31 protein-coding genes are annotated in these 24,183 nt (G+C 67.5%); 26 read left to right on the plus strand and 5 right to left on the minus strand.

Annotated elements, in window-relative coordinates; genetic code table 11:
• Positions 1 to 2 precede the first annotated feature (2 nt).
• The 23 genes from rplX to truA all read left to right on the plus strand — a co-directional run bounded on the left by rplX (position 3) and on the right by truA (position 14,035).
• On the plus strand, positions 3 to 317 hold the full coding sequence (gene rplX / locus ACIBTM_RS16805) for a 50S ribosomal protein L24 (RefSeq protein WP_005166786.1): 315 nt from the start codon (positions 3 to 5) through the stop codon (positions 315 to 317).
• Positions 318 to 319: 2 nt separating this feature from the next.
• Positions 320 to 883 (plus strand): 50S ribosomal protein L5, encoded by a 564-nt coding sequence (rplE, locus tag ACIBTM_RS16810; protein ID WP_016331092.1) that lies wholly within the window; start codon positions 320 to 322, stop codon positions 881 to 883.
• A gap of 4 nt (positions 884 to 887) precedes the next feature.
• Positions 888 to 1,073 carry a type Z 30S ribosomal protein S14 gene (locus ACIBTM_RS16815; RefSeq protein ID WP_005166789.1) on the plus strand — a complete coding sequence of 62 codons (186 nt, stop codon included), beginning with the start codon at positions 888 to 890 and terminating at the stop codon, positions 1,071 to 1,073.
• Between the two features lie 82 nt (positions 1,074 to 1,155).
• The gene (rpsH, locus tag ACIBTM_RS16820; RefSeq protein WP_005166791.1) at positions 1,156 to 1,554 is read left to right on the plus strand and encodes a 30S ribosomal protein S8; all 399 of its coding nucleotides are present in this window, start codon (positions 1,156 to 1,158) and stop codon (positions 1,552 to 1,554) included.
• A gap of 16 nt (positions 1,555 to 1,570) precedes the next feature.
• The gene (gene rplF, locus ACIBTM_RS16825; RefSeq protein WP_005166793.1) at positions 1,571 to 2,110 is read left to right on the plus strand and encodes a 50S ribosomal protein L6; all 540 of its coding nucleotides are present in this window, start codon (positions 1,571 to 1,573) and stop codon (positions 2,108 to 2,110) included.
• A gap of 2 nt (positions 2,111 to 2,112) precedes the next feature.
• Positions 2,113 to 2,511 (plus strand): 50S ribosomal protein L18, encoded by a 399-nt coding sequence (rplR, locus tag ACIBTM_RS16830; RefSeq protein WP_007031045.1) that lies wholly within the window; start codon positions 2,113 to 2,115, stop codon positions 2,509 to 2,511.
• 34 nt (positions 2,512 to 2,545) lie between these two features.
• Complete coding sequence (gene rpsE / locus ACIBTM_RS16835; protein WP_007031046.1) at positions 2,546 to 3,190, plus strand: 30S ribosomal protein S5; 645 nt, start codon at positions 2,546 to 2,548, stop codon at positions 3,188 to 3,190.
• A gap of 2 nt (positions 3,191 to 3,192) precedes the next feature.
• Positions 3,193 to 3,378, plus strand: a complete 186-nt coding sequence (gene rpmD, locus ACIBTM_RS16840) for a 50S ribosomal protein L30 (protein ID WP_007031047.1) — start codon at positions 3,193 to 3,195, stop codon at positions 3,376 to 3,378.
• Positions 3,375 to 3,821, plus strand: a complete 447-nt coding sequence (gene rplO / locus ACIBTM_RS16845; protein ID WP_007031048.1) for a 50S ribosomal protein L15 — start codon at positions 3,375 to 3,377, stop codon at positions 3,819 to 3,821. Before rpmD ends, rplO begins: the two co-directional genes overlap by 4 nt.
• Positions 3,822 to 4,126: 305 nt before the next feature.
• Positions 4,127 to 4,897: a hypothetical protein gene (locus tag ACIBTM_RS16850; protein WP_395877518.1), complete on the plus strand. Its 771-nt coding sequence runs from the start codon at positions 4,127 to 4,129 to the stop codon at positions 4,895 to 4,897.
• A gap of 50 nt (positions 4,898 to 4,947) precedes the next feature.
• A complete protein-coding gene (locus ACIBTM_RS16855) occupies positions 4,948 to 5,580 on the plus strand; it encodes a LysE family translocator (RefSeq protein WP_395877520.1) in 633 nt (210 codons plus the stop codon).
• 322 nt (positions 5,581 to 5,902) lie between these two features.
• A complete protein-coding gene (gene secY, locus ACIBTM_RS16860; RefSeq protein WP_126733351.1) occupies positions 5,903 to 7,210 on the plus strand; it encodes a preprotein translocase subunit SecY in 1,308 nt (435 codons plus the stop codon).
• Positions 7,207 to 7,761 carry an adenylate kinase gene (locus ACIBTM_RS16865; protein WP_007031052.1) on the plus strand — a complete coding sequence of 185 codons (555 nt, stop codon included), beginning with the start codon at positions 7,207 to 7,209 and terminating at the stop codon, positions 7,759 to 7,761. Before secY ends, ACIBTM_RS16865 begins: the two co-directional genes overlap by 4 nt.
• Positions 7,762 to 7,805: 44 nt before the next feature.
• Complete coding sequence (gene map / locus ACIBTM_RS16870; protein ID WP_395877523.1) at positions 7,806 to 8,582, plus strand: type I methionyl aminopeptidase; 777 nt, start codon at positions 7,806 to 7,808, stop codon at positions 8,580 to 8,582.
• A gap of 511 nt (positions 8,583 to 9,093) precedes the next feature.
• Positions 9,094 to 9,315 carry a translation initiation factor IF-1 gene (gene infA, locus ACIBTM_RS16875; protein WP_005166804.1) on the plus strand — a complete coding sequence of 74 codons (222 nt, stop codon included), beginning with the start codon at positions 9,094 to 9,096 and terminating at the stop codon, positions 9,313 to 9,315.
• A 36-nt stretch (positions 9,316 to 9,351) separates the two neighbouring features.
• The gene (gene rpmJ / locus ACIBTM_RS16880) at positions 9,352 to 9,465 is read left to right on the plus strand and encodes a 50S ribosomal protein L36 (RefSeq protein WP_004558882.1); all 114 of its coding nucleotides are present in this window, start codon (positions 9,352 to 9,354) and stop codon (positions 9,463 to 9,465) included.
• A gap of 205 nt (positions 9,466 to 9,670) precedes the next feature.
• A complete protein-coding gene (gene rpsM, locus ACIBTM_RS16885) occupies positions 9,671 to 10,051 on the plus strand; it encodes a 30S ribosomal protein S13 (protein ID WP_005166805.1) in 381 nt (126 codons plus the stop codon).
• Positions 10,048 to 10,233, plus strand: coding sequence for a hypothetical protein (locus tag ACIBTM_RS16890; protein ID WP_005166807.1), 186 nt, complete (start codon positions 10,048 to 10,050; stop codon positions 10,231 to 10,233). The genes rpsM and ACIBTM_RS16890 overlap by 4 nt, the downstream gene beginning before the upstream one ends.
• Positions 10,234 to 10,251: 18 nt before the next feature.
• Positions 10,252 to 10,659 carry a 30S ribosomal protein S11 gene (gene rpsK / locus ACIBTM_RS16895; RefSeq protein WP_004558885.1) on the plus strand — a complete coding sequence of 136 codons (408 nt, stop codon included), beginning with the start codon at positions 10,252 to 10,254 and terminating at the stop codon, positions 10,657 to 10,659.
• 23 nt (positions 10,660 to 10,682) lie between these two features.
• Positions 10,683 to 11,288, plus strand: a complete 606-nt coding sequence (gene rpsD / locus ACIBTM_RS16900) for a 30S ribosomal protein S4 (protein ID WP_007031054.1) — start codon at positions 10,683 to 10,685, stop codon at positions 11,286 to 11,288.
• Positions 11,289 to 11,415: 127 nt separating this feature from the next.
• Positions 11,416 to 12,489, plus strand: coding sequence for a DNA-directed RNA polymerase subunit alpha (locus tag ACIBTM_RS16905; RefSeq protein ID WP_005166811.1), 1,074 nt, complete (start codon positions 11,416 to 11,418; stop codon positions 12,487 to 12,489).
• 75 nt (positions 12,490 to 12,564) lie between these two features.
• Complete coding sequence (rplQ, locus tag ACIBTM_RS16910; protein WP_038519813.1) at positions 12,565 to 13,128, plus strand: 50S ribosomal protein L17; 564 nt, start codon at positions 12,565 to 12,567, stop codon at positions 13,126 to 13,128.
• Positions 13,129 to 13,201: 73 nt separating this feature from the next.
• Positions 13,202 to 14,035 carry a tRNA pseudouridine(38-40) synthase TruA gene (gene truA, locus ACIBTM_RS16915; protein ID WP_395878093.1) on the plus strand — a complete coding sequence of 278 codons (834 nt, stop codon included), beginning with the start codon at positions 13,202 to 13,204 and terminating at the stop codon, positions 14,033 to 14,035.
• On the opposite strand, the gene ACIBTM_RS16920 is transcribed toward truA, so the two are convergent.
• The 3 genes from ACIBTM_RS16920 to eccE form a co-directional block, all read right to left on the minus strand.
• Positions 14,005 to 14,964, minus strand: a complete 960-nt coding sequence (locus ACIBTM_RS16920; RefSeq protein ID WP_395877525.1) for an endonuclease domain-containing protein — start codon at positions 14,962 to 14,964, stop codon at positions 14,005 to 14,007. The two genes, truA and ACIBTM_RS16920, sit on opposite strands and share 31 nt — an antisense overlap.
• A gap of 244 nt (positions 14,965 to 15,208) precedes the next feature.
• On the minus strand, positions 15,209 to 15,931 hold the full coding sequence (locus ACIBTM_RS16925) for a hypothetical protein (RefSeq protein WP_007031058.1): 723 nt from the start codon (positions 15,929 to 15,931) through the stop codon (positions 15,209 to 15,211).
• Positions 15,928 to 17,109 (minus strand): type VII secretion protein EccE, encoded by a 1,182-nt coding sequence (eccE, locus tag ACIBTM_RS16930; protein WP_395877527.1) that lies wholly within the window; start codon positions 17,107 to 17,109, stop codon positions 15,928 to 15,930. The genes ACIBTM_RS16925 and eccE overlap by 4 nt, the downstream gene beginning before the upstream one ends.
• Positions 17,110 to 17,667: 558 nt before the next feature.
• On the opposite strand from eccE, the gene eccB reads away from it, so the two are divergent.
• From eccB to ACIBTM_RS16945, 3 genes are all read left to right on the plus strand, one after another.
• A complete protein-coding gene (gene eccB, locus ACIBTM_RS16935; RefSeq protein WP_395877529.1) occupies positions 17,668 to 19,281 on the plus strand; it encodes a type VII secretion protein EccB in 1,614 nt (537 codons plus the stop codon).
• Positions 19,282 to 19,349: 68 nt separating this feature from the next.
• Positions 19,350 to 19,664, plus strand: a complete 315-nt coding sequence (locus ACIBTM_RS16940; protein ID WP_063273157.1) for a hypothetical protein — start codon at positions 19,350 to 19,352, stop codon at positions 19,662 to 19,664.
• A gap of 5 nt (positions 19,665 to 19,669) precedes the next feature.
• Entirely contained in the window at positions 19,670 to 20,818 is a 1,149-nt protein-coding gene (locus tag ACIBTM_RS16945) for a WXG100 family type VII secretion target (RefSeq protein ID WP_395877531.1), read from the plus strand.
• A gap of 98 nt (positions 20,819 to 20,916) precedes the next feature.
• On the opposite strand, the gene ACIBTM_RS16950 is transcribed toward ACIBTM_RS16945, so the two are convergent.
• The gene (locus tag ACIBTM_RS16950; protein ID WP_395877533.1) at positions 20,917 to 22,569 is read right to left on the minus strand and encodes a type VII secretion-associated serine protease mycosin; all 1,653 of its coding nucleotides are present in this window, start codon (positions 22,567 to 22,569) and stop codon (positions 20,917 to 20,919) included.
• Positions 22,570 to 22,592: 23 nt separating this feature from the next.
• A complete protein-coding gene (eccD, locus tag ACIBTM_RS16955) occupies positions 22,593 to 23,957 on the minus strand; it encodes a type VII secretion integral membrane protein EccD (protein WP_378369488.1) in 1,365 nt (454 codons plus the stop codon).
• Positions 23,958 to 24,183: the final 226 nt, after the last annotated feature.

A 24,183-nucleotide genomic window follows, 5' to 3' on the forward strand; every position in this document is an offset into this window, starting at 1 on the left:
GCATGAAGGTGAAGAAGGGCGACACGGTCGTCGTCATCGCCGGCAAGGACAAGGGTGCCAAGGGCAAGGTCATCCAGGCCTACCCCGAGCGCGAGCGCGTGCTGGTCGAGGGCGTCAACCGGATCAAGAAGCACACGCGGATCTCCCAGACCCAGCGCGGCGCGCAGTCCGGCGGCATCGTCACGCAGGAGGCGCCCATCCACGTCTCGAACGTGATGGTCGTCGACTCCGACGGCAAGCCGACCCGGGTGGGCTACCGCATCGGCGAGGACGGCAAGAAGGTCCGGGTCTCGCGCCGGAACGGTAAGGACATCTGATCATGACCACCGCAGAGAAGATCGCCCCGCGCCTCAAGGTGCGGTACCGCGAGGAGATCAAGGGACAGCTCCAGGAGGAGTTCTCCTTCGAGAACGTCCACCAGATCCCGGGCGTCGTCAAGGTCGTCGTGAACATGGGTGTCGGTGACGCCGCCCGTGACAGCAAGCTGATCGAAGGCGCCATCCGCGACCTGGCCGCGATCACCGGGCAGAAGCCCGAGGTTCGCAAGGCTCGCAAGTCCATCGCGCAGTTCAAGCTGCGTGAGGGCCAGCCGATCGGTGCGCGCGTCACGCTGCGCAACGACCGCATGTGGGAGTTCCTCGACCGGCTGCTGACCATCGCGCTGCCGCGTATCCGTGACTTCCGCGGGCTTTCGCCGAAGCAGTTCGACGGCAACGGCAACTACACGTTCGGTCTCAACGAGCAGTCCATGTTCCACGAGATCGACCCGGACGCCATCGACCGCCCGCGCGGTATGGACGTCACTGTCGTCACCACCGCCAACACCGACGACGAGGGCCGCGCGCTGCTTCGCAAGCTCGGCTTCCCGTTCAAGGAGAACTGAGTCGATGGCCAAGAAAGCACTGGTCCACAAGGCCGCGAAGACGCCGAAGTTCAAGGTTCGCGGTTACACGCGCTGCCAGCGGTGCGGTCGCCCGCACTCGGTGTTCCGCAAGTTCGGGCTCTGCCGGATCTGCCTTCGCGAGATGGCACACGCGGGCGAGCTGCCCGGCGTCCGCAAGTCCAGCTGGTAAGAGTCTTTTTTAACTCCCACTTCGCCACAGGCCTTGCCGTGAATTAGCAGGGAACCAGGGCGAGAAAGGTTGACAGGTCACCATGACGATGACCGACCCCATCGCAGACTTCTTGACCCGTCTGCGTAACGCGAACTCGGCTTACCACGACGAGGTCGTGCTTCCCCACTCGAAGATCAAGGCGAACATCGCCGAGATCCTCAAGCGCGAGGGTTACATCTCGGGCTACCGCGACGAGCCGGGCGAGAAGCACAAGAACCTCATCGTGGAGCTGAAGTACGGCCCCAACCGTGAGCGCAGCATCGCCGGCCTCCGCCGCGTGTCCAAGCCCGGCCTGCGGGTCTACGCAAAATCGACCGAACTGCCGTCGGTTCTCGGTGGCCTCGGCGTCGCGATCATCTCGACGTCGTCCGGCCTCCAGACCGACCGTCAGGCCAAGCGCAACAGCGTGGGCGGCGAAGTCCTCGCCTACGTCTGGTAAGGAAGGGGGCACAGACATGTCACGCATTGGAAAGCTGCCGGTCGCCGTCCCCTCCGGGGTCAAGGTGACCATCGACGGTCAGCAGATCAAGGTCGAGGGGCCCAAGGGCACCCTCGAGCACACCATCGCCGAGCCCATCACCGTCGAGCAGGCCGAGAACGGCACGCTCGAGGTCAAGCGGCCCGACGAGGAGCGCACCAGCCGTGCCCTGCACGGTCTCACCCGGACGCTGGTCAACAACCTCGTCGTCGGTGTGACCGAGGGCTACGAGAAGAAGCTCGAGATCCACGGTGTCGGTTACCGCGTGCAGGCCAAGGGCTCGGACCTCGAGTTCGCCCTCGGCTACAGCCACCCGGTGAAGATCGAGGCGCCGGAAGGCATCACCTTCAAGGTCGAGACCCCCACCCGGTTCTCGGTCTCGGGCATCGACAAGCAGAAGGTCGGCCAGATCGCCGCGGTCATCCGCAAGCTGCGCCGCCCGGACCCGTACAAGGGCAAGGGCCTGCGCTACGAGGGTGAGAAGATCCGCCGCAAGGTCGGAAAGACGGGTAAGTGATCATGAGCGACACGACTACGAAGCGCAAGCCGGTCGGCAAGGACATCTCGACCCGCCGCCGCGTCGCGAAGGCCCGTCGGCACTTCCGCCTTCGCAAGAAGATCAACGGCACGGACCAGCGTCCGCGCCTGGTCGTCAAGCGTTCGTCGCGGCACATCGCCGTGCAGCTGATCGACGACCTCGCCGGCAAGACCCTGGCGTCGGCGTCCACCCTCGAGGCGGACGTCCGCGCGCTGGAAGGCGACAAGAAGGCCAAGGCCGCCAAGGTCGGGGAACTCGTCGCCGCCCGCGCCAAGAACGCCGGTGTCTCGACCGTGGTGTTCGACCGTGGTGGCAACGCCTACCACGGCCGCATCGCGGCGCTCGCCGACGCTGCCCGCGAGGCGGGGTTGGAGTTCTGATGCAGCAGATGCTCGTGAATGGAAGGAAAGCCTGATGCCGGGACGTACACGGCAATTCGGCGGCGGCCAGGGTGGACCCGGCGGACAGGGCGGCAACGACCGCAATGACCGTCGCGACCGCCGGGACCGGCGCGACAGCGGCCGTGGCGGGGCCGGCCAGGAAAAGACCCCGCACCTTGAGAAGGTCGTGACGATCAACCGCGTCGCCAAGGTCGTCAAGGGCGGTCGTCGCTTCAGCTTCACCGCTCTGGTGGTCGTCGGTGACGGCGACGGTCAGGTCGGCGTCGGCTACGGCAAGGCCAAGGAAGTTCCCGCGGCCATCGCCAAGGGCGTCGAGGAAGCGAAGAAGAACTTCTTCCGCGTTCCCCGCGTCGCCGGCACCATCCCCCACCCGATCCAGGGTGAGGAAGCCGCCGGTGTCGTGCTGCTGCGTCCGGCCTCGGCCGGTACCGGTGTCATCGCCGGTGGCCCGGTGCGCGCGGTGCTGGAGTGCGCGGGTGTCCACGACGTGCTGTCGAAGTCGCTCGGCTCCGACAACGCGATCAACATCGTGCACGCGACCGTGGCGGCCCTGAAGGGTCTGCAGCGTCCCGAAGAGGTCGCGGCCCGCCGCGGTCTCCCGCTCGAGGACGTCGCTCCGGCTCGCATGCTGCGTCAGCGCGCGGGGCAGGGGGTCTGACCATGACTCAGCTCAAGGTGACCCAGGTCAAGAGCAAGATCGGCACGAAGCACGCTCACCGCGAGTCGCTGCGCACCCTCGGGCTGCGCAAGATCCGCCAGAGCGTCGTGCGTGATGACACTCCCGAGGTGCGCGGCCTTATCCACACCGTCCGCCACCTGGTGGAGGTCGAGGAGGTCAAGGCATGACTGCCATCAAGATCCACCACCTTCGTCCGGCTCCGGGCGCGAAGCGCGACAAGATCCGCGTCGGCCGTGGTGAGGGCTCGAAGGGCAAGACCGCCGGTCGCGGTACCAAGGGCACCAAGGCCCGGAAGAACGTGCCCGCCGGTTTCGAGGGTGGGCAGATGCCCATCCACATGCGGCTGCCGAAGCTGCGCGGCTTCAAGAACCGGTTCCGCACCGAGTACCAGCCGGTGAACGTGGGCGACATCGCCCGCGTCTTCCCGGACGGTGGCAAGGTCGGCGCCGAGGAGCTCGTCGCGAACGGTCTGGTCCGCAAGGGCAAGCTCGTGAAGGTGCTCGGCAACGGCGACGTGAACGGCGTCAAGCTGGACGTCACCGCCGACGCTTTCTCCGGCTCCGCCAAGGAGAAGCTCGCCGCCGCCGGTGGCTCCGCCACCACGCTCTGAGCTCGCTCCGGCTTCACCCGGCTCCCTCCGCTTCGCTGCGGGAGCCTCAGCTTCACCGAAAGGCCCGCCAGGCTCCGCCAGGCGGGCCTTTCGCTTGCGCCCGGCCCGACCTGCGTTTCGCGGGCTAAACGCGATCTGGCCCGTTTTCGCTCGGCCCTCCCGTCGACCTGCGTTTAGCCCCCTAATCGCGATCCGGCGGTCGCCCAGGTGCCCGCCGCCCGGATCGCGTTTAGCCCGCGAAACGCAAGTCGGCCACCGCGGCCGCGAGCGTGGCGGAGGGGTGCCTGAGCTGGAAGGATCGTGAGGTGGCCATACCTCCCGGGCAGGATCCGCAACCCTTCCAGCAGCAGCCGGACGCCCCGCCGATGGTCGTGTCGGTTTCCGGCCCCATGGATCCCGTAGCCGTGCCGGCGCGGTCTGGCCGACTCGAGCCCCGCAGGCTGGTCGCGGCCGGCCTGGCCGCTCTGGCTCTGGTCCTGACTCTCGTAGGCTGCTTCTTCCCACTCTTCAAGACCGAGCATCGGTTCGCCTTCGACGTCAGCGAACAGCTCCTGGTCGTGTTCGAGCAGAGCGCGTGGGACACGACGGCGATACAGGCCAACGAACCTGCTTTCACCACGTCGACGTCCCCTCTCGGTATCCCGCTCCTGGTCGCCGCGGTGCTCCTCTTGGCGGCCACGATCGTCAGCACGCGAGCCGCCGGGCGTCTACGCCCAGGGGTAATTGACAGGTGGCTTACCACCATCGCGGCGGTGTTCCTCGCCGGCGTCGTCAGCAGCGTCGCCACACTGAGCAGTGGGCGCCAGCTGGGAGAAGACGTAAAGGTGACCCTGACACTCGAAGCGGGTATGTGGGCCCTGTTCGCCGCGGTCGTCGCCGCGGCGGGGGCGGCAGTCATGAGCCACCGAGTGCAGGATGAAGAGGTCCCGGTGAGTGGCGACTCGGCTCTCGCGGAAATGCTCACACCGAAGGACGGCGTCTCCATCACGGTGCTCCCACCGGAGCCGCGGCCGGAGACCCCGGACTATTCGGCCTTCGCGCCTCCTTCCGACCCCGGCGCGAAAGAGCGCGATTAGCCCGCTAAACGCGCTCGCGGTCGCCGATACGGTGGGGGAGGAGGTGGCCGATGACTTGGGCGGTGGTCTTTTTCGGAGCGGCGGTGCTCGTGGCTTTTACGCCAGGGGCGAACAATCTGCTCGGCCTGCACCACGGAATGACGCAGGGTGCCTGGAAAGGGCTTGCCGGCCTGTTAGGCCGATTGGCCGCATTCACGGTGCTCATCGCTGCCGTCGCAGCAGGGCTTGGACAGCTCCTCGCGGCATCCGAGCTTGCACTCACGGTGATCAAATGGGCGGGCGTCGCCTACCTTGCCTGGATCGGCGGGCGTCTGCTGTGGTCGACGTTCCGCGCCGGGCGCACCACGCTCATCCAGACGCCACGAGGCGCCGAGTCCGTACCGGCGCTGAGGATCGCGAGGAAGGAATTCGTCGTCGCGATCACGAATCCGAAGGCGATCCTCATCTTCACCGCGTTCGTGCCCCAGTTCATCGACGCAGCTCACGGCTCCTTTTCCGCCCAGATCGCGATCCTCGGCGCCGTTTACCTGCTCGCCGAGTTCGTCGCGGGCGCGACCTACATCGGCGCGGGCGCGCTCGTGAAGACGCTTCGGCTGTCCCGCCGAGCGACTCGCAACGTGGACCGCGGCACCGGTGTCGCACTCCTCGGCATGGCAGGCGCCTTGGCGGCTTCGAGCTCCTGAACACCCTCCCTGATCACAGTGCGTTTAGCGGGCTAATCGCGATCCGGCAGGGCCGGGAAGGTGGGGAACGGTAAGGCGATCTGTCAAGGTTCCGGAGCGAGAAGCGCAAGTCGATCAACCCCGTGGACCAACCTTCGTCCGGAAAACCCACACGCACTGCGGACACGCCCTGTGAAGCTGTTAGAGTCGGCGGCACGCTTCGGGACGAGTGTGCCCCGAAGCGTTCCTGGCTTGTGCCAGAAAGCTGTGTGTTCCCGCCGGCCCCAGGCCGGCCAAGCCGATCGTCGGTAAGACAGCCGACGACGCCGAGGAGGTTCCCCGCGTGCTCAGCGCCTTCCGCTCGGCTCTAGCGACGCCGGATCTACGTAAGAAGATCCTGTTCACGCTAGCCATCGTCGCGGTCTACCGAATCGGTGCCACCATTCCGGCCCCGGGTATCTCGTATTCCGCCGTGCAGCAATGTACGGAGACCGGGTCGCAGGAGGGCGTCTATCAGCTGCTGAACCTGTTCAGCGGCGGTGCACTGCTCCAGCTGTCGCTGTTCTCGACCGGCATCATGCCGTACATCACGGCGAGCATCATCGTCCAGCTCCTCACCGTGGTCATCCCGCGGTTCGAGGAACTGAAGAAGGAAGGCCAGGCCGGCCAGGGCAAGCTGACCCAGTACACCCGGTACCTGACGATCGCCCTCGCGGTCCTGCAGGCGACCGGTGTGGTGGCGCTCGCCGACCGCAAGCAGCTCTTCCCGCAGTGCGACACCGCGATCATCCCGGACAACAGCGTCTACACGCTGGCCATCATCGTCATCACGATGACCGCCGGTACCGCCGTCATGATGTGGCTGGGTGAGCTCATCACCGAGCGCGGCGTCGGCAACGGCATGTCCGTCCTCATCTTCCTGAACATCGCGGCCCGGATCCCGATCGAGGGTGGCAACATCCTCAGCAGCGCGGGTCCCGTCGTCTTCACCCTGATCTGCGTGTTCGGCCTGGTGATCATCGCCAGCGTCATCTTCGTCGAGCAGGGCCAGCGCCGGATCCCGGTGCAGTACGCCAAGCGCATGATCGGCCGCCGCATGTACGGCGGGACCTCGACCTATCTGCCGATCAAGGTGAACCAGGCCGGTGTCATCCCGGTCATCTTCGCCTCGTCGCTGCTCTACCTGCCGGACCTGATCAGCCGACTCGTCGGCGACGCCAACAGCAACGCGGGCTGGCAGGTCTTCATCCAGAACTACATCGTCAACCAGTCCAGCTGGGCGCATGTCCTGCTGTACTTCGCGTTGATCATCTTCTTCACGTACTTCTACATCACGATCACGTTCAACGTGGACGAGCGTGCGGAAGAAATGAAGAAGTTCGGTGGCTTCATCCCTGGTATCCGCCCGGGCCGCCCCACCGCGGAGTACCTCAGCTACGTCCTCGGCCGCATCACCCTGCCGGGCTCGCTGTACCTGGGCATCATCGCGATCCTTCCGAACTTCTTCCTGTCAGTCACCGGCAGCGGGAACAACCAGAACTTCCCGTTCGGTGGCACGGCTGTGCTGATCATGGTCGGTGTCGGTCTCGACACCGTGAAGCAGATCGAAAGCCAGCTGATGCAACGTAACTACGAAGGGTTCTTGAAGTGACGCGCCTGGTTCTCGTTGGCCCTCCTGGCGCGGGCAAAGGTACTCAGGCGGTAGCACTGTCGGAGAAGCTCCGGATCCCGCACATCTCGACCGGCGACCTGTTCCGCGCCCACGTGGGCGAGCAGACGCCGCTGGGCCAGGAAGCCAAGCGCTACCTGGACTCCGGCGAACTCGTGCCCGACTCGGTCACGAACGAGATGGTGCGTGAGCGCCTCGCCGAACCCGACGCCAAGGTCGGTTTCCTGCTCGACGGGTTCCCCCGGAACACGAAGCAGGCCGACGTCCTCGGCGAGATCCTCGGCGAGGTCGACACCAAGCTCAACGCGGTCATCCAGCTCCAGGTCTCGGAAGACGTCGTCGTCGAGCGGCTGCTGTCCCGCGGTCGCTCGGACGACACCGAAGAGGTCATCCGCCGCCGCCAGCAGATCTACGTGTCCGAGACGGCTCCGCTGCTCGAGTACTACGCGGACATCCTGGTCACGGTCGACGGCGTCGGCTCGGTCGACGAGATCTCTGCCCGCGTGCTGGAAGCGCTGCGCGACCGCACGTGAATCTCGGAGGACTGCGTGTACTGCAACGGCTTCGTCGTGGGCGCATGATCGAAATCAAGACCCCTGGCGAGCTCCAGGCGATGCGGGCCGCCGGATTGGTCGTTTGGCGCACCCTCACCGCGGTGCGCGAGATCGCCAAGCCGGGGGTGACCACCGCCGATCTCGACGAGCTCGCCGAGCAGACGATCCGCGACGCCGGCGCGGTGCCCTCGTTCAAGGGTTACCACGGCTTCCCGGCGTCGATCTGCGCTTCGGTGAACGAGCAGATCGTCCACGGTATCCCGTCGAAGACGCAGGTCTTGAACGACGGCGACATCATCTCGGTGGACTGTGGCGCCATCCTCGACGGCTGGCACGGCGACTCCGCGGTCACCCTCGCGATCGGTGAGGTGTCGAAGGCGGATCTCGCGCTCTCGGCCGCCACCGAGGCGGCGATGTGGGCGGGGATCGCCGCGGTGTCGTCCGGCGGCAGGCTCACGGACATCTCGTACGCGGTGCAGACCGCCGCCGAGAAGGCAGGCCGGGAAGACGGCGTCGAGTACGGGATGATCGTCGAGTACGGCGGTCACGGGATCGGGCGCCAGATGCACATGGACCCGTTCCTGCCGAACCTGGGCAAACCGGGCAAGGGGCCGCGGCTCAAGACCGGTATGGCGCTCGCGATCGAGCCCATGCTGACCGGTGGCGGCGGGGAGACCGTCGAGCTCGAGGACGGGTGGACCGTCGTGACCGCGGACGGCTCGCGGGCCTCGCACTGGGAGCACACCGTCGCCATCACCGATGACGGCCCGTGGGTGCTGACTGCCCCCGAAGGCGCCTGACCAGGCCCTTCGCCCACCGGAGCGCGTTTAGCCCGCTAAACGCAAGTGCGCCCCGGGATCGCGTTTAGCCCGCTAAAGGCGAACGGGTCTCCCGGAGCGCGATTAGCCCGCTAAACGCAGGTCGGCCTGCTGGTCGGCGCAGCGCTCAGGCCCGCCGTTGAGGCGCCCGCCCACTGCCCCCATCGGGTGCACCTCGGCCGCAGAGCGCGCCAGGTCCAGGCCTCGCCGGATCGCGTTTAGCCCGCTAAACGCAGGTCGGCCGGGGCGTACGATGGTGAGGTCGCATCCGGCGGGCTCAGGGGGCACCTAACACAGTCACCCCCCGTTTGGGGCTCACGACACGGGTTGCGTACACTGTCAAGTCGGTGTACTCATCGCGCCCGGATCCTGCGCGCTCGTGAATTCTCGCGAACGGACATTGGACCCGGGTAGGAGTGTGCCGATGCACCACCCAGCCAAGCACTCAAGCTTTGACTGATCACACAGTGTAGCGACAGGAAATGCGGAGGACATGGGCAAGAAAGACGGGGCCATCGAGGTCGAAGGCCGCGTAGTCGAGCCGCTCCCCAACGCGATGTTCCGCGTCGAGTTGGAGAACGGCCACAAGGTCCTTGCACACATCAGCGGCAAGATGCGGCAGCACTACATCCGCATCCTGCCCGAGGACAGGGTTGTCGTGGAGCTCTCGCCCTACGACTTGTCACGTGGTCGCATCGTCTACCGCTACAAGTGATCACGACGAGTTAGCACAAGCAGGAGAGCAGGAGACGTGAAGGTCCAGCCGAGCGTCAAGAAGATCTGCGACAAGTGCAAGGTGATCCGCCGTCACGGCCGGATCATGGTGATCTGCGAGAACCTGCGGCACAAGCAGCGGCAGGGCTGATCACTCGCACTCGTACAGAGTGGATTGACGGCTACACAATCTCCCCGCACCTGCCGGGCCGTGCGAACGGCCCGGTTCACCCCCGGACTTCAGGCCGGGGCCGGGACACCCGAAGCGCAAGCCGAGGGCACGACAGGCGAGTCGGTCCCGGGACCGGACGGGGAGCAGACCTGGAGATGAATTCTATGAAGGAGCATCAACGCCAATGGCACGACTCGCTGGCGTAGACCTCCCCCGCGAAAAGCGGTTGGAGATCGCGCTGACCTACATCTACGGCATCGGCCGTACCCGCTCGAAGCAGCTCATCGCGGCTGCCGAGCTCAACGCGGACACTCGCGTCAAGGATCTGAGCGATGACGACCTCGCCAAGCTGCGGGTCTACATCGAGGAGAACTTCAAGGTCGAGGGTGACCTTCGCCGTGAGGTGAACGCCGACATCCGTCGGAAGATCGAGATCGGGTGCTACGAGGGCCTTCGCTGGCGTCGCGGACTTCCCGTCCGTGGTCAGCGCACCAAGACGAACGCCCGCACCCGTAAGGGTCCGAAGAAGACGGTCGCCGGCAAGAAGAAGGCTGGCAAGAAGTGAGCGTCCAGGGCAAGAAGGTCGTGCGTATGGGCGGCGTCCACCGCCGCGGCTCGGCTTGTGTCTCGCCCAAGGCGCTTTACGCCCGCCCGATGGCGCTCCGCAACCTGTACACCGACGCCGGTTCCATCATCCGGCGCGGACAGGCCGAAGCGGTCGCCGCTCACCAAGAGAACGCGCGCTAACAGGAGAACCCTCAGAACATGCCACCGAAGTCTCGTACTGCGGCGGGGGCCAAGAAGGTCCGCCGTAAGGAAAAGAAGAATGTCGCGCACGGTCACGCGCACATCAAGAGCACCTTCAACAACACCATCGTCTCGATCACGGACCCGACCGGTGCCGTGATCGCGTGGGCGTCGAGTGGTCACGTGGGCTTCAAGGGCTCGCGTAAGTCCACCCCGTTCGCCGCGCAGATGGCCGCCGAGAACGCCGCCCGCAAGGCTGCCGAGCACGGCATGAAGAAGGTCGACGTCTTCGTGAAGGGCCCGGGTTCGGGCCGCGAGACGGCGATCCGCTCGCTGCAGGCGGCCGGCCTCGAGGTCGGCACCATCCAGGACGTGACCCCGCAGCCTCACAACGGCTGCCGCCCGCCCAAGCGGCGCCGGGTCTGAGGAACGGGGAGGAGTAAGAAGAAATGGCTCGTTACACCGGCCCCGCGACGCGTATTTCGCGTCGCCTCAAGGTTGACCTCATCGGCGGCGACCAGGCTTTCGAGCGTCGCCCCTACCCGCCGGGCCAGCACGGCCGCGGGCGCATCAAGGAGTCCGAGTACCTCCTGCAGTCGCAGGAGAAGCAGAAGGCTCGCTACACCTACGGCGTTCTCGAGCGTCAGTTCGTCCGGTACTACAAGGAAGCCGTCCGGCGTCCGGGTAAGACCGGTGAGAACCTGCTGCAGATCCTCGAGTCCCGTCTGGACAACGTGATCTACCGCGCCGGCATCGCCCGCACTCGCCGTCAGGCGCGTCAGCTGGTGAGCCACGGCCACTTCCTGGTCAACGGCGTCAAGGTCAACGTCCCGTCCTACCAGGTCACGAAGTGGGACATCATCGACGTGCGGCCGAAGTCGTTCGCGATGCTGCCCTTCGTCGCGGCCAAGGAGTCGTTCGGCGAGCGTCCCGTTCCCGCGTGGCTCCAGGTCGTTCCGTCCAACCTCCGTGTGCTGGTCCACCAGCTCCCGGAGCGCGCTCAGATCGATGTTCCGGTCCAGGAACAGCTGATCGTCGAGCTCTACTCGAAGTGATCCACCATCGGGCCGGGGTTTCCCCGGCCCGATGTGGGCACGGGCGGCGGCGCCCGGAGTGCGCCGCCGCTTCGCCATCCCTTTCGGTGTCATATGGCGGGCGCCGTTTGGAAAGGAATTAGGAAAGATGCTGATTTCCCAGCGACCGGCTCTCGGCGAAGAGACGGTCAACGAGACCCGCTCCCGGTTCACCATCGAACCGCTGGAGCCCGGCTTCGGCTACACGCTCGGCAACTCGCTGCGGCGCACGCTGCTGTCGTCCATTCCGGGCGCGGCCGTGACGAGCATCCGCATCGACGGCGTGCTGCACGAGTTCACCACCGTTCCCGGGGTGAAGGAAGACGTCACCGACATCATCCTGAACCTCAAGGAACTCGTGGTCTCCTCGGAAGAGGACGAGCCGGTCACCATGTACCTGCGCAAGCAGGGCCCCGGTGAGGTCACCGCCGCCGACATCGTGCCTCCGGCCGGTGTCACCGTGCACAACCCGGATCTGCACATCGCGTCGCTGAACGGCAAGGGCAAGCTCGAGATCGAGCTCGTCGTCGAGCGCGGCCGCGGTTACGTTCCGGCCCTGCAGAACAAGCAGGCGGGCGCGGAGATCGGCCGGATCCCGGTCGACTCCATCTACTCCCCGGTGCTGAAGGTGACCTACAAGGTCGAGGCGACCCGTGTCGAGCAGCGCACCGACTTCGACAAGCTGATCCTGGACGTGGAGACGAAGCCGTCGATCACGCCGCGGGACGCTGTCGCGTCGGCCGGTAAGACGCTGGTGGAGCTGTTCGGTCTCGCGCGCGAGCTGAACGTCGACGCCGAAGGCATCGAGATCGGCCCGTCGCCGCAGGAGGCGGACACCATCGCCGCCTACGCGATGCCGATCGAGGACCTGGACCTCACCGTCCGGTCGTACAACTGCCTCAAGCGCGAGGGCATCCACACCGTCGGCGAACTGGTCTCGCGCAGCGAGGCCGACCTGCTGGACATCCGCAACTTCGGTGCGAAGTCGATCGACGAGGTCAAGCTCAAGCTCGTCGGTCTCGGCCTCGCGCTGAAGGACAGCCCGCCCGGGTTCGACCCGACCGCGGCCGCGGCCAGCTACGACGGTGAAGGTTGGTCCGAGGGCGTCGACAGCATCACGGACGGAATTTCGGACAACGGCCACGACGATGGCCAGGACTACGCAGAGACGGAGCAGCTGTAAGGCCAGCTACGGCTCCCTCACCGGTAGGGGTGGGGGAGCCCCGGCCTCCAGCTGTGAGCTGAACGAGGAGAACCGATGCCCACCCCCACAAAGGGACCCCGTCTCGGCGGGTCGCCCGCGCACGAACGGCTGATCCTGGCCAACCTGGCCACCCAGCTGTTCGAGCACGGCAAGATCACGACGACCGAGGCGAAGGCCCGGCGGGTGCGCCCGCTGGCCGAGAAGCTGATCACGAAGGCGAAGCGGGGCGACCTGCACAACCGTCGTCAGATCCAGCGCATCGTGCGCGACAAGGACGTCGTGCACAAGCTGATCGCCGAGATCGGTCCGTTCTTCGCGGAGCGTCCGGGTGGTTACACCCGGATCACCAAGACGATGGCGCGCAAGGGCGACAACGCCCCCATGGCCGTCATCGAGCTGGTGGCCGAGAAGACCGTCACCGCCGAGGCCGAGGCCGCGCGCAAGACGAAGTTCGCCAAGGACGAGCCGAAGGCTGCCGCCCCGGCCGCCGAGGAGACCACCGAAGCCACTGAGGCTGCCGACACGGCCGCCACCGAGGCTCCGGAGGCCACCGAGGCTCCCGCCGCCGACGAGGCCGCTGAGGCCCCCGCCGCGGACGCGGACAGCAAGAAGGACTGACGTCCTGACGGCACCGAACACCCCGGACGAGCCCGCCACTCCCACTGCGGAGGGCGGGCTCGTTCGTCTGCGTCTGGACGTCTCCTACGACGGCACCGATTTCTCCGGCTGGGCGCGGCAGCCGGGACGGCGCACGGTGCAGGGAGTCCTCGAAGAGGCGCTCGCGAAGCAGCCTCCAGGGGCCTCGGTCCCGAAGTCCGTCGTCGTCGCCGGCCGCACCGACGCCGGTGTGCACGCCTCCGGCCAGGTGGTCCACGTCGACGCGTCGCCTTTAGCGGGCAAAACGCGATCCGGTCGTCTGGAGCTGGACGAACAGGGCATTCCTGACCTGGGGCGGATGCGGCACCGCTGGAATCGGTACCTGCCGGGTGACGTGCGGGTGCTGGATGCCCGGGTGGCGGCACCCGGATTCGACGCGCGGTTCTCGGCTGTGCGGCGCCACTATCTCTACCGTGTTTCGGACGCGCCGTGGGGTGTGGATCCGTTGCGGCGTCACGACACTCTGGCTTGGGGCCGACCGCTGTCGGTTGACGCGATGAACGAGGCTTCGGCGGCTCTCTTGGGGCTCCAGGACTTCGCGGCCTTCTGCAAGCAGCGTGAAGGCGGGACGACCATTCGGGAGCTGCAGCGGCTTGTGTGGCGGCGGACCGGGCCGCACGCGGTCGAGGTCGCCGTGTCCGCCGACGCGTTCTGCCACTCAATGGTGCGCAGTCTTGTGGGGGCGCTGCTCTTGGTCGGTGACGGCCGTCGTCCGCTCGACTGGCCGGGCGATGTTTTGGAGAGCCGGACGCGCGACAGCGCCGTCGCTCCAGCGCACGGCCTGACCTTGGTGGCCGTCGACTACCCGCCAGACGCCGAACTCGCCGCGCGCGCCGATCAAACGCGCGCCATGCGCACCCCCTCCTGATCCGGACGCGGCGCCTTTAGCGGGCTAAACGCGCCGCGGCGGGCTTGCCAGACGGCTTCGACGATGCCTTTGAAATCGTTCGCCAGGTCTTCCGCGGTGACGATGACGAATCGCCATCCTTCGGCCTCCACGCGTCTTCGGCGTTTGCGGTCATAGGCTTGTTCCTTCGGTGTGTTGTGCCATCGGCCGTCGTACTCGATGGCGACCCGGAACTTCTCGTCCGCGAGGTCGAGACGAGCGAGGAAACGGCCGGTTCGGGACTTGACCTCGACCTGCGGCGTCGCCGTGATACCGCCGGCGGCCAGCACGATGCGGAGCTCCGATTCCGGAGGTGACTCCGCACGAGGGTCTGAGAGACGTAAAGCATGCCTGGCCAAGCGAATTCCTCTATTACGGCGACCGTAGAACTCGCCGTTGAGGTGCAGATCGGTCAGGTTCTTGGCCCTCATGAACTGGTCCAGATCCGGGACGCCGATGCGGAGCCGTCGCACCCATCCGGATTTGCGGGGAGAAAGCCGAAGTAGCAGGTCCAGTGCTATTCGACGTTTCCGCGCGATGCGAATACCGTTCCAGGGTCTCGATTCTTCGGGTTTGACCTCTGTCCGTCGGATCTTGATGCCGACGATCGGACCGAAGCGATTCTTCTCCGGCACGATCATCTCGACGGGATCGTTGGGATTGGCCAGCTCGACACCATGAACGGTCGCGGCCGATCGTCCGGTCAGGACTGCTTCCGGAGGTGCCAGCAGGGCGGCGCCTCGGCATCGAAGCTCGTGTGTGACCTCGACGCCAGCGCGTGTGTAGACGTCCTGAAACAGCCGCCGGACGCTCGAGCCGCGCAGCTGGCTGGCCGTGATGAGACCTGCCTTGCGCGCCTCCGATCCGCGGAAGACATCGGGGAGATGGGATGAATCGAAGGGTTTGGTCATATCGACACGGTGGCCGACAAGACCGACAACCTGCGGCCATCACTACCATTTCAGAGTGATTTATCCACAACCCCCGGCTTGTCCACAGCCGGCGCGATTACCCCTTGACTGACAAATCCCACGCCTCGGATCGCGTTTAGGGGGCTAAACGCGACGCGCGGCGGACGCAAAAAAAGGGGGCACCGTCCGAAATGGACAGTGCCCCGTAGAGCGCGATTAGCCCGCTAAAGTCGACGCGGGTGGGTTAGTCGCCCCGGCGCACGGGGCCCAGGATCTGCTGCTCTTTCGCCGTGGTGACCAGGCGAAGAGGACGCCACAGGTTGCGGCCCAAGGCGACGACCTGGTCGTCCTTCAGCGTCGTGAGCTGCTTCATCATCTGGGGCGGCAGCCGCCAGATGCGGGCCGCCAGTTCGGCCTGGCCCGGCGGGAGCCGCTGCATCAGCACCAGGTCGGCCGCGTTCGCGGTCGCCCCGGCCTGCGGGTGCAGGTACGGCAGCACGTAGACCGTCGTCTGCCACGGCGACCGCGGCGGGAACAGGTCCTGCGGTGTCGGACCGCCGTCGGTCACCACCAGCAGCGGTGCGTCCTCGGACGGACGCGGGAGGTCCACCGGCGACAGCCGCCGGATCTGCACCAGCGGCGAAGGCCTGCCGTTGGGCTGGTTCCCCGCGGCCTGCGGGAGCACCTGCCACGCGGCCGGCCGTCCGGTCGCCACGACGACCCACGCCCCGACCGCCATCGCCCGCAACGCCACCTGGCGAGCCAGATAGAGGCCACCGACCAGCACGATTCGGGTCGGTGTCGAGCGGAGCGCGGAGATCGTCAGCGGCTCACCCTTGAGTCCGGAGCCGAGGACGATCCCGCCGCGGTCACCGGATGGGCTGATCGCGTCGAGCATCGCCGGATCGACGGTGAATTCCGGGGCGACGCCGGCGCTCTGGCCTGCGTCGCGCATGCGGGTGCTCATGCCGTGCCTCCGATCGGCAAAGTCGCGGAGAACCCGGAGATCTGCAGGCCGCGCAGCGGCGTAAGCGTCACACCCAGCCGATCCGAGACGCCCTGCAGCCGTTGATCGGCCGCGTCCAGTTCGCGCGGGTTCCGCGCGCTCAGGCGAACGATTCCGCGCAGGCCGATCTTGCCCTCGTCCGCGGACGGCGAGATCGACATCGCCACCGTCGCCGACAGCGCGCGGACACTGGTCAACGCGTTCAGGCTGCCGCTGATCTTGCCCTTCGGCCAGCTGGTGATCGCGTAGCTCGCGTGCCCGATGCCGGCCGCGGTGACGCCGGTCCAGCGTTCCTGCAGGCCGACCTTCCCCTGCGAACCGGCGACCGCGGTCAGTTCCGCGGCCGAAATGCTGGATCGCAGCAGCTCGTCCGGGTCGAGCGGCCGGGTCGGCACGCCCTGCGATTCCAAGGCGTTCCGCACCCGCGACAGCGCGCCGATCAGCGCGCGATGCGCACCGACGACGCCGCCGCCGCGTTCACGGATGGCGGCCGGGCACCGGCGCGGGTCGAGCCTGATGGCGACCCACGTCGTGCGCCGCGCGGCCGCGGGAAGCGGGCCGAGCACCTCCATGTAGGAGCTGAGGGCGGGCGAGTCCGACGGAAGCGCGGCGCTGCCCGGGTAGCAGTGCCAGATCATCTGGATCGAGTCGAGGACCACACCGCGGTCTTCGAGGCACGGCGCGAGCGCGGACAGCGGAAGGCTCGGCGCTCCACCTGCCTGGGTGATCAGCGCGGGCGCGGGTTCGACGAGCAGGACGGCGGTCCATGTCCCGTCGTTCCACGCGAGGCCGACCTGCTGGCGTTCGTGATCCACGCCGTGCGCGACGACGAGATCGGGAACGGCGAGGCGAAGCAGGTTCACGCGGGCGTCGTCGGGGCCGGTGACGGCGTCCTCTTCGGCGGCAAGCGACTCGATGCTGCTCGGAGGGAGCGGGTTCGCCACACGATCGTGTGAACGGAACATGTACCGCATCGTGAGTCCAGCCCATTGGGTGAACCAGCGGCCGCCCCAACGCAGGAACGCGACGATGATCGCGAACCCGAGCACACCGATCGCGATGTACTTCAGCTTCATGTCGATCGCGAGCAGGACGAGGCCGATCGCGAGCCCGAGTTCGAGCACGACCAGGTTCGCCACGGGCAGCGGGCCGAGGTTGATCCCACCGGTCCGGCGACGCGCGGGCGCGGCGATCCGCGCCGCCGGCGCGGGCGGGGGACCGGGCTGCGGGCCGGGGCCGCCGGACGGAGGACCGCCCGGGCCGCCTGGCCCACCGGGGCCTCCCGGACCACCAGGTCCGCCGGGGCCACCAGGTCCCTTGGGGCCTCCCGGACCACCGGGGCCGCCGGGACCCTGTGGGCCGCCAGGACCTCCAGGGCCGCCTGGGCCCCCGGGACCGCGAGGAACACCGGGACCTCCCGGGCCTCCGGCCGGGCCGCCCGGACCACCCGGTCTGCCGGGCCTTGGCGGCGGCCCCGGCGGACGACCAGGAGGTTGAGACCCCGGAGGGCCGGGCGGACGTGGAGGAGTGGTGACGGACATCCGCGCTTTCTCTTCCCCTCGTGCTTGCTGCGTACCCGGAAAGCCGGTCCCGAGGAACTTGACACTAGCTGGAGTTGGTAGAAACCCCACACCAGACGGTCCCCGTACGGCTATCCTGCGGAACCGTACCGCGACGGGGAGGACTGTAGGTCGAGAATGCCATCAACACCGACTACTAAGTCTCAAGTTCAGGCTTATCAGTTCGTTCTGCGACGGATGCAATCGGCGCTGGTCCGTCGCGACGCCGTCATGCTCCACGACCCGATGCGCACGCACACGCGGGCCACCATCGTGGGTGTCGTGCTGGCCGCGCTGGGCGTCCTGGTCTTCGTCATCTGGGGCCTGCTGAACCCGAAGCCCTCCGTGCCGGACGCAGGCAACATCGTCATCGGCGAACAGTCGGGAACGGTGTACGTCGTCGCCGGGAACCCGAAGAAGCTGATTCCGACCTTCAACCTCGCCTCCGCGCGGCTGCTGATCATCGCGCAGTCGAAACAAGGGGCGCAGCAGTCGGGGAGCAAGCCTTCCGGGCCCACGCAGGCCTCCGAAGTGAAGAACCCCACAGTCGTTTCGGATGAACAGCTGAAGAACATTCCCCGCGGCCAGCTCATGGGTATTCCCAACGGTCCTCAGCTGATGCCGACGGACTCGCAGCGCGTCACCCCGGAATGGGGCGTCTGCGACGAGGTCAAGTACGACGAGTCGGTGCCCCAGCCGGACCTCTCGAAGACGGAAACGACCGTCTACGCGGGTGTGAAGCAGCTCGGGAACCGTGAGCTCGGCCAGAACGAGGCCTTGCTGGCCAAGGGCGTCAACGGCCGGGAGTACCTGATCTACCGGCAGACGCCGGACCCCAACGCCCGGAACGCGAACGCCGTCAAGGCCGAGATCAAGCCCGAAGCGAACGCCGTCCGTTCCGCGCTGAAGCTGTCCGATCGGCCTCGCGGTATCTCCCAGGGCCTGCTCGACGCGATCCCCGAGGTGCCGGAGCTGAAGCTGCCGGACGTCCCGGGCAAGGGTGAGCGCCCCAACTACGAGATCGAGGACATGAAGGTCGGCGACGTCTTCTCGACGGAGCAGGCTGAAGGGCGGAAGGACTTCTACCTCATCACGAAGGAAGGAATCCAGGCCATCTCGCCGGCGGTCGCCGACATCGTGCAGACCGGGAAGAACGACGGCAGCACGTCGGTCATGTCCGTGCCGCTGGGCAAGATCCGCAACCTCACGCGGGTCTCGCAGGTCGTCGAGCTCGACGCCTACCCGAAGACCGTGCCGACGGTGCTCGACGCGACCCAGGGTTCCCGGGTCTCCTGCCTGAGCTGGTCCATCACGGGCGAAGGCAGCGGCCGGGACGGGCACACGGCGGTGTTCGTCGACGACAAGCTGCCGAAGGGCAGGAACGCCGACGGATCCGCGCCGGGTGTCAAGATCGGTACCCCCGGTCCGGTCGGCGCGCCGATCAACAGCTTCTACATGGAGCCCGGCTTCGCGGCCGTCGTCCAGTCGGCGACCGGCAAGGAGACCTTCGACAAGGGGCCGATCCAGCTGATCTCCGATCGCGGGATCCGTTACGGCGTCCCTGATGCCGTGACGGCGGATTCGATCGGGCTCAACAAGCGAGTCCCTGCGCCCGAGGCCATCGTCAGGATCCTGCCCACCGGCGCTTCGCTGAACACGCAGGATGTGCTCCGGACGTTCGACACGGTGCCGATCGACGACAGGGCCGGTTCGGTCGCCACGCAGTCGCAGCAGGCTCCGGCGGGCAACTGATCACGGGAACCCGCCGGACGGCCCGAACGTCTCAAAGCCCGAGCGGTATCGGGTGAGTGGAGGGTGCAGTGGCCGGCCTGAAGATCGACGGCAACGTCGTCGGTGACTATGCGAAGCGGGTGGACGCGGCCGCCGGAGAGCTCGACCTGGCGGCCGCGGAGGTGACCGGTGAGGGAGTCACCGTCGAATCCCATGGCACGCTGGGCGAGGAATTGGGCCTTGGTGCGTCCTATGGGCGTGCGGCCGAGGCCATCCGGCGTCAGCTGGTGGAGGGCGCGGCCGCGCTGAGGTCGGCGTCCGAGGCCCTGCACACGGTGACCGCGCGGCATGCCGGGCACGACGACGAGGCAGCGCAGATGATCAAGCGCGCCGTGGAGCTCTGAACCGCATGATCGCCGAATCGGAGAACCCGACGGATTCCATCCCGCACCCGATGGCGGCCGCACGCCCGGCCGCACCCGAGCCGCCCCCGAGCGCGTTTAGCCCGCTAAACGCGACGGGCACCGGCGGTGAGGACCTGGTCGAGGCCGCAGCACCGCATCTCGCGTTCGTTTCGGAGCTGTCCGGCCATCTGGGGTTGATCGATCCGGTCGAGACCTACCTGACCCCGCTGGTGGGGCGCTGGGAGGACTTGAAGGACGAGGCGGACCTCCTCCGAAAAGCCGCGAAGACCGCGGGCAACGTTTCGAAGGAGCTGTCCGAGGACCTCGGGCGCCTCGACGCCGGGTGGTCCGGCAAGGACGCCGACGCGTTCGTCGCCTACATCGTGGACATCCACGCCGCGGGCTCTGACGTCGAAGACGCCCTCACCACGCTGGCGAGTTCGCTCGACGAACTGGTGCTGTCGATCCGTCGTATCCTGACCGACCTCGTCGAGGTTCTCGTCGACACGGCGGAACTGACCTCCGAGACCGCGATGCTGCCGGTCGGCGGCGTCCGGCGGGCACGAACCCAGCTGGAGGAGGCACAGGAGTCGGCTAAGGCGCTTTTCGAAGCCGCTCGCAACGTCCTTGAGGGCTTCGTGCGGTTTTGTGACGGCGTCGACGATCCTGACGCCGGCTCGCGGAGTATCGAGATCGCTCACAGGTATCCGCAGGACGAGTTCAAGCTCCACGACGATTCCGAGGCGCCGGGTGCATCGGTTCAGGAGAAGGCTGCCGTCGAGGCCGATTCCGATGCCGGATCCGACGACCAGTCGACGTCCCCGGCCGCGGCCGAAGGCAGGCAGACCGGGTCGCAGGAACCTCTGATCGAGCAAGGGCAGGCGCTGATCCCGGAGGTCGCGCCCGTTCAGGCCGCTCCGGCGCATGGACCGGGTACCGCCGGGGCCGGCTCCGCGATGATGCCGATGGGCATGGCGCCCATGATGGGGATGGGCGGCATGGGTGGTGGAGGCCAGACGGCTCACCAGTCCAAGACGCGGCCCGCTTCGAAGCCGTCCGATGTGGTCGGTGAGCCCGGCCAGGTCGTCCCGCCCGTGATCGGCGAGGACGAGACCCCGCCGAAGCCCGCTCCAAAGCCCAAGCCCGCCAAGTAGGCCCCCAGGGGCCGAGCGACTTTAGCGGGCTAAACGCGATCTGGGCGGCTCTGAGGCGAGACCGGGTCAGATCGCGTTTAGCCCGCTAAACGCAAGTCCTACGGGGTTTTGCGGCCGGGTGAGGCGGTCGGTCGGTTGCGGCGGACCGAGTGCACCACGAACAGCGTGACGAGCAGCGCCACCAGGCCCCCGCCGGTTCCGGCGAGCGCGACGATCATCGGCGCGGGGTCACGGTCGTTCGCGGGCGGGAGGTCCGCGGGCAGCTGGACCGGTTTGGCCTTGTCCGCCTCCGACGGCACGATCGCCGTCAGCGCCGCGATCGGGTCGATGACGCCGAAGCCGACGAAGTTGTCCCGTCCGCCCGGCGCCGCGGGGTGCTGCGCCGTCTGCTTGATCCGGGTCATCACTTGACGGGCATTCAGCTCCGGGAACTTCTGGCGCACAAGTGCGGCCACACCTGCGACGTACGGGGCGGCGAAGCTGGTCCCTTGGATCTCACCGGGTTGCCCGTTGCCTTCGATGGTCAGGTTGGCCAGGCTGCTGGAGCCCTCCGCCGGGTCCAGAGAGATGATCTTGGTGCCCGGGGCGGCGACGCTGACCCACGGCCCGTTGACGCTGAAATTCGCGACACCGCCGGTTTCGTCGATCGCCGCGACAGACAACACGTCTTCGGCGAACCAGGGCGGTGTGACGATCGTCTTGGGGGACTTGGGGTCCGGCTGATCGTTCTGCGGGCACTTGTCGCCGACATTGCCTGCCGCCGCGACGACGACCACGTCCTGCTCGACGGCGTAGTTGACCGCCGCCTGGAGCTCCACCTCGCCCGGGGTGATGCTTCCGGTGGCCGGGCGACAGTTGTCGACCGACATGTTGATGACCTTGGATTTTTGATCGACAGCCCGGACCACGGCCTGTGCGAGCGTTGTCAGCGTGCCCGCGGTCTTGCCTTGTCCCTGCTGTCGTCCGCCTTTGTCTTGGCCAGGCGCGGTTCCGTCCGCCGCGCCACCGCCGGCGCCGTTTCCTTGTGAGGACGGTGGAAGCTGCGAACCCGGATTGTTCGACGATGAAGGCGGAGCCGAGTTGGAAGAGGCCGGCGGCTCCGACTTCTTCTCCGCCTCCTCGTAGTTCTGGCTGGACTGCCGGATCGACAGGATCGTGGCGTCCGGTGCGACCCCCCGGAACCCGATGCTCGCGTCGGGCGGGTTCGCGGCGATGATCCCCGCCACCTCGGTGCCGTGACCGTCGCAGTCCTCGAGCCCCGGTGCCTTGCCGCCGCCGGGAGTCGCGACGTAGTCACCACCCGATTCGACACGACCTCCGAAGTACGGGTGTGCGGAGACGCCGGTGTCGATCACGGCGACCTTGATGCCCCCGCCGACCGACGACTGCCCGGCACCGCGCATCAACTGGTGCACCCGTTCGATCTGCAGGTACTGCTGACCCCAGGGCCGGTTTTTGATGTCGACCTGGTCGCCGCCGAGTTTGCTGCGCTGGACGCACTCGGTCTTCTTCTCGTAGGTCTTGTCCGGCTTGCCCGAGTCGGCCGGCCTCTTGGACGTGTTCACCGGAGGCGGGGTCGCGTAGTAGCCGCCGGCGTCCGGCGCGACGCTGCTTTGCTGCGCCCATGCGGGAAGCGCCACCGACGCCGGCGAGAGAACACCGATACCGGCCGCCAGCAGCACCGTTCCGGTACGTCCGGCGAGGCCGAGGTGGCGGACGCGCGTCCCCCTGGACTTCCGCGCTACGGCCATCAGAGCATCATCCGATCGGTTCGTCACTTGAAGTTGAGGTGGCGCAGCGTCGTGTAGAGATCCATGACGCCGAGCGCCAGCGGCAGCACCGTCGCGATGAAGACGGCCTCGAAGATCTCCACGGTTCGCCGCAGCGGCGGCGAGAAGCGCTGGTTCGGGAAGATCACGCCGACCACGAGCGCGCCGGCGCCGATCAGCAGCAGCGCGCCGAACACGAACAGGACGCGGTTCAGCGGGCTCGCCGACCACATCCAGCCGAGCAGGATGCCCGCGCCGGACACCATGCCGGTGGTCAGCAGGGCGATGGCCTGCGCGCCGTTGGCGTACGCCCGCGCCCTGAGGAGCAGGACCAGTGTGGCGATCACGCCGAGGATCGGACCGAAGATCGTCGGCGACGTCGAGGCGATGATCGCGAACAGCGCGGTGGCCGCGCCGCAACCGGTCAGCAGACCGGTCATGTACTCGTGGGCGACCGCGGTGCGGCGTTCGATGGCGCGGTAGTCCGGGAAGCCCGAGTCTTCCTTTAGCTCCTCGGCGCTGCCGGGAACATGCGGTGTCGGGAGGGCCGCGAGCTTGATCGTCGCGCGCGGCAGGATCGAGATGCAGGCCAGCGAGAACGCGGTGGCGCCGGCGGCGATCCCGGCGATCGGGGTGTCGATGAGCGTCGCTGCCAGGAACGTCAGCGCCGAGATCGTCGCCGTGGTCGCGGCCGCGATGAAGGTGGTGATCCCGTGCCCGATGACGAGGATGCAGACCGCCGCCACGATGATCACGAGAGTGCTCGCGAGCAGCAGGTTCGCCCACAGGGACAGTCCGGGCACGATGTAGAACCCGCTGACGAACGCCAGCGGCAGACCACCTGCCGCGGCGATCAGCACACCGGTCGCCTCGGCCTGGTAGGCCTTGGCCAGTGTCGCGCCGATCGCGACGCACGCGATCGCGCCGACACCGCCGGCGATCGCGGCGGCGAGTGCGTTGCCGCCGTAGAAGGAGCCACTGGTGAAGAGCGCCAGAGCCGCGAAGAACAGCGCCAGCCCGCCCGCGATGTGCCCGAAGCGGCGCGCCGTCTCCTTGGTCCACGGACGGAAGCTGTCCGGGGACGACTCGGCGATCGCGTCGACGACGTCGTCATACAGCGGGGGCGGCGGGTTCTCGTTGCGCTTGCGCAGCTGCAGCAGCTCGCCGTCGACGACACCGAGGGACGCGAGGGTCCGGCTCGGGTCGAGTGGCGCGTCGCCGAGCTTCGCCAGCGCCCAGCCGCCGTGGCGGGCGCCGCCGTCCGGCGTCGCCTCCTTCGCCATCTCCAACAGCATGGGCAGCAGGTCCGCCACCGCGACGTCAGCCGGCAAAGCCACGTCGATCCGGGTGCGTGGTGCGACCACCGTCACCCTGCTGAATACCGTCGTGCCCGTTGCCACTGCCTTCCCCCTGCCCTGAGAGTCTGCTCCCGGGGGAACCTATACCGAACCCGGGTGCCCACATCATCGACTGTCGGAAAAAGACCGGCAAAAGTAGGAGAGGCGACCTGCGAAGCCTCGCTGACCGGCTGCCGGCGCGTCGACTTTAGCGGGCTAAACGTCACGCGCCGGAGCCACGGGCACCTGGGAGCCCCTG

This window comes from Amycolatopsis sp. NPDC049868 (genome assembly GCF_044461365.1).
In the GTDB taxonomy this organism is placed as follows: Bacteria; Actinomycetota; Actinomycetes; order Mycobacteriales; family Pseudonocardiaceae; genus Amycolatopsis.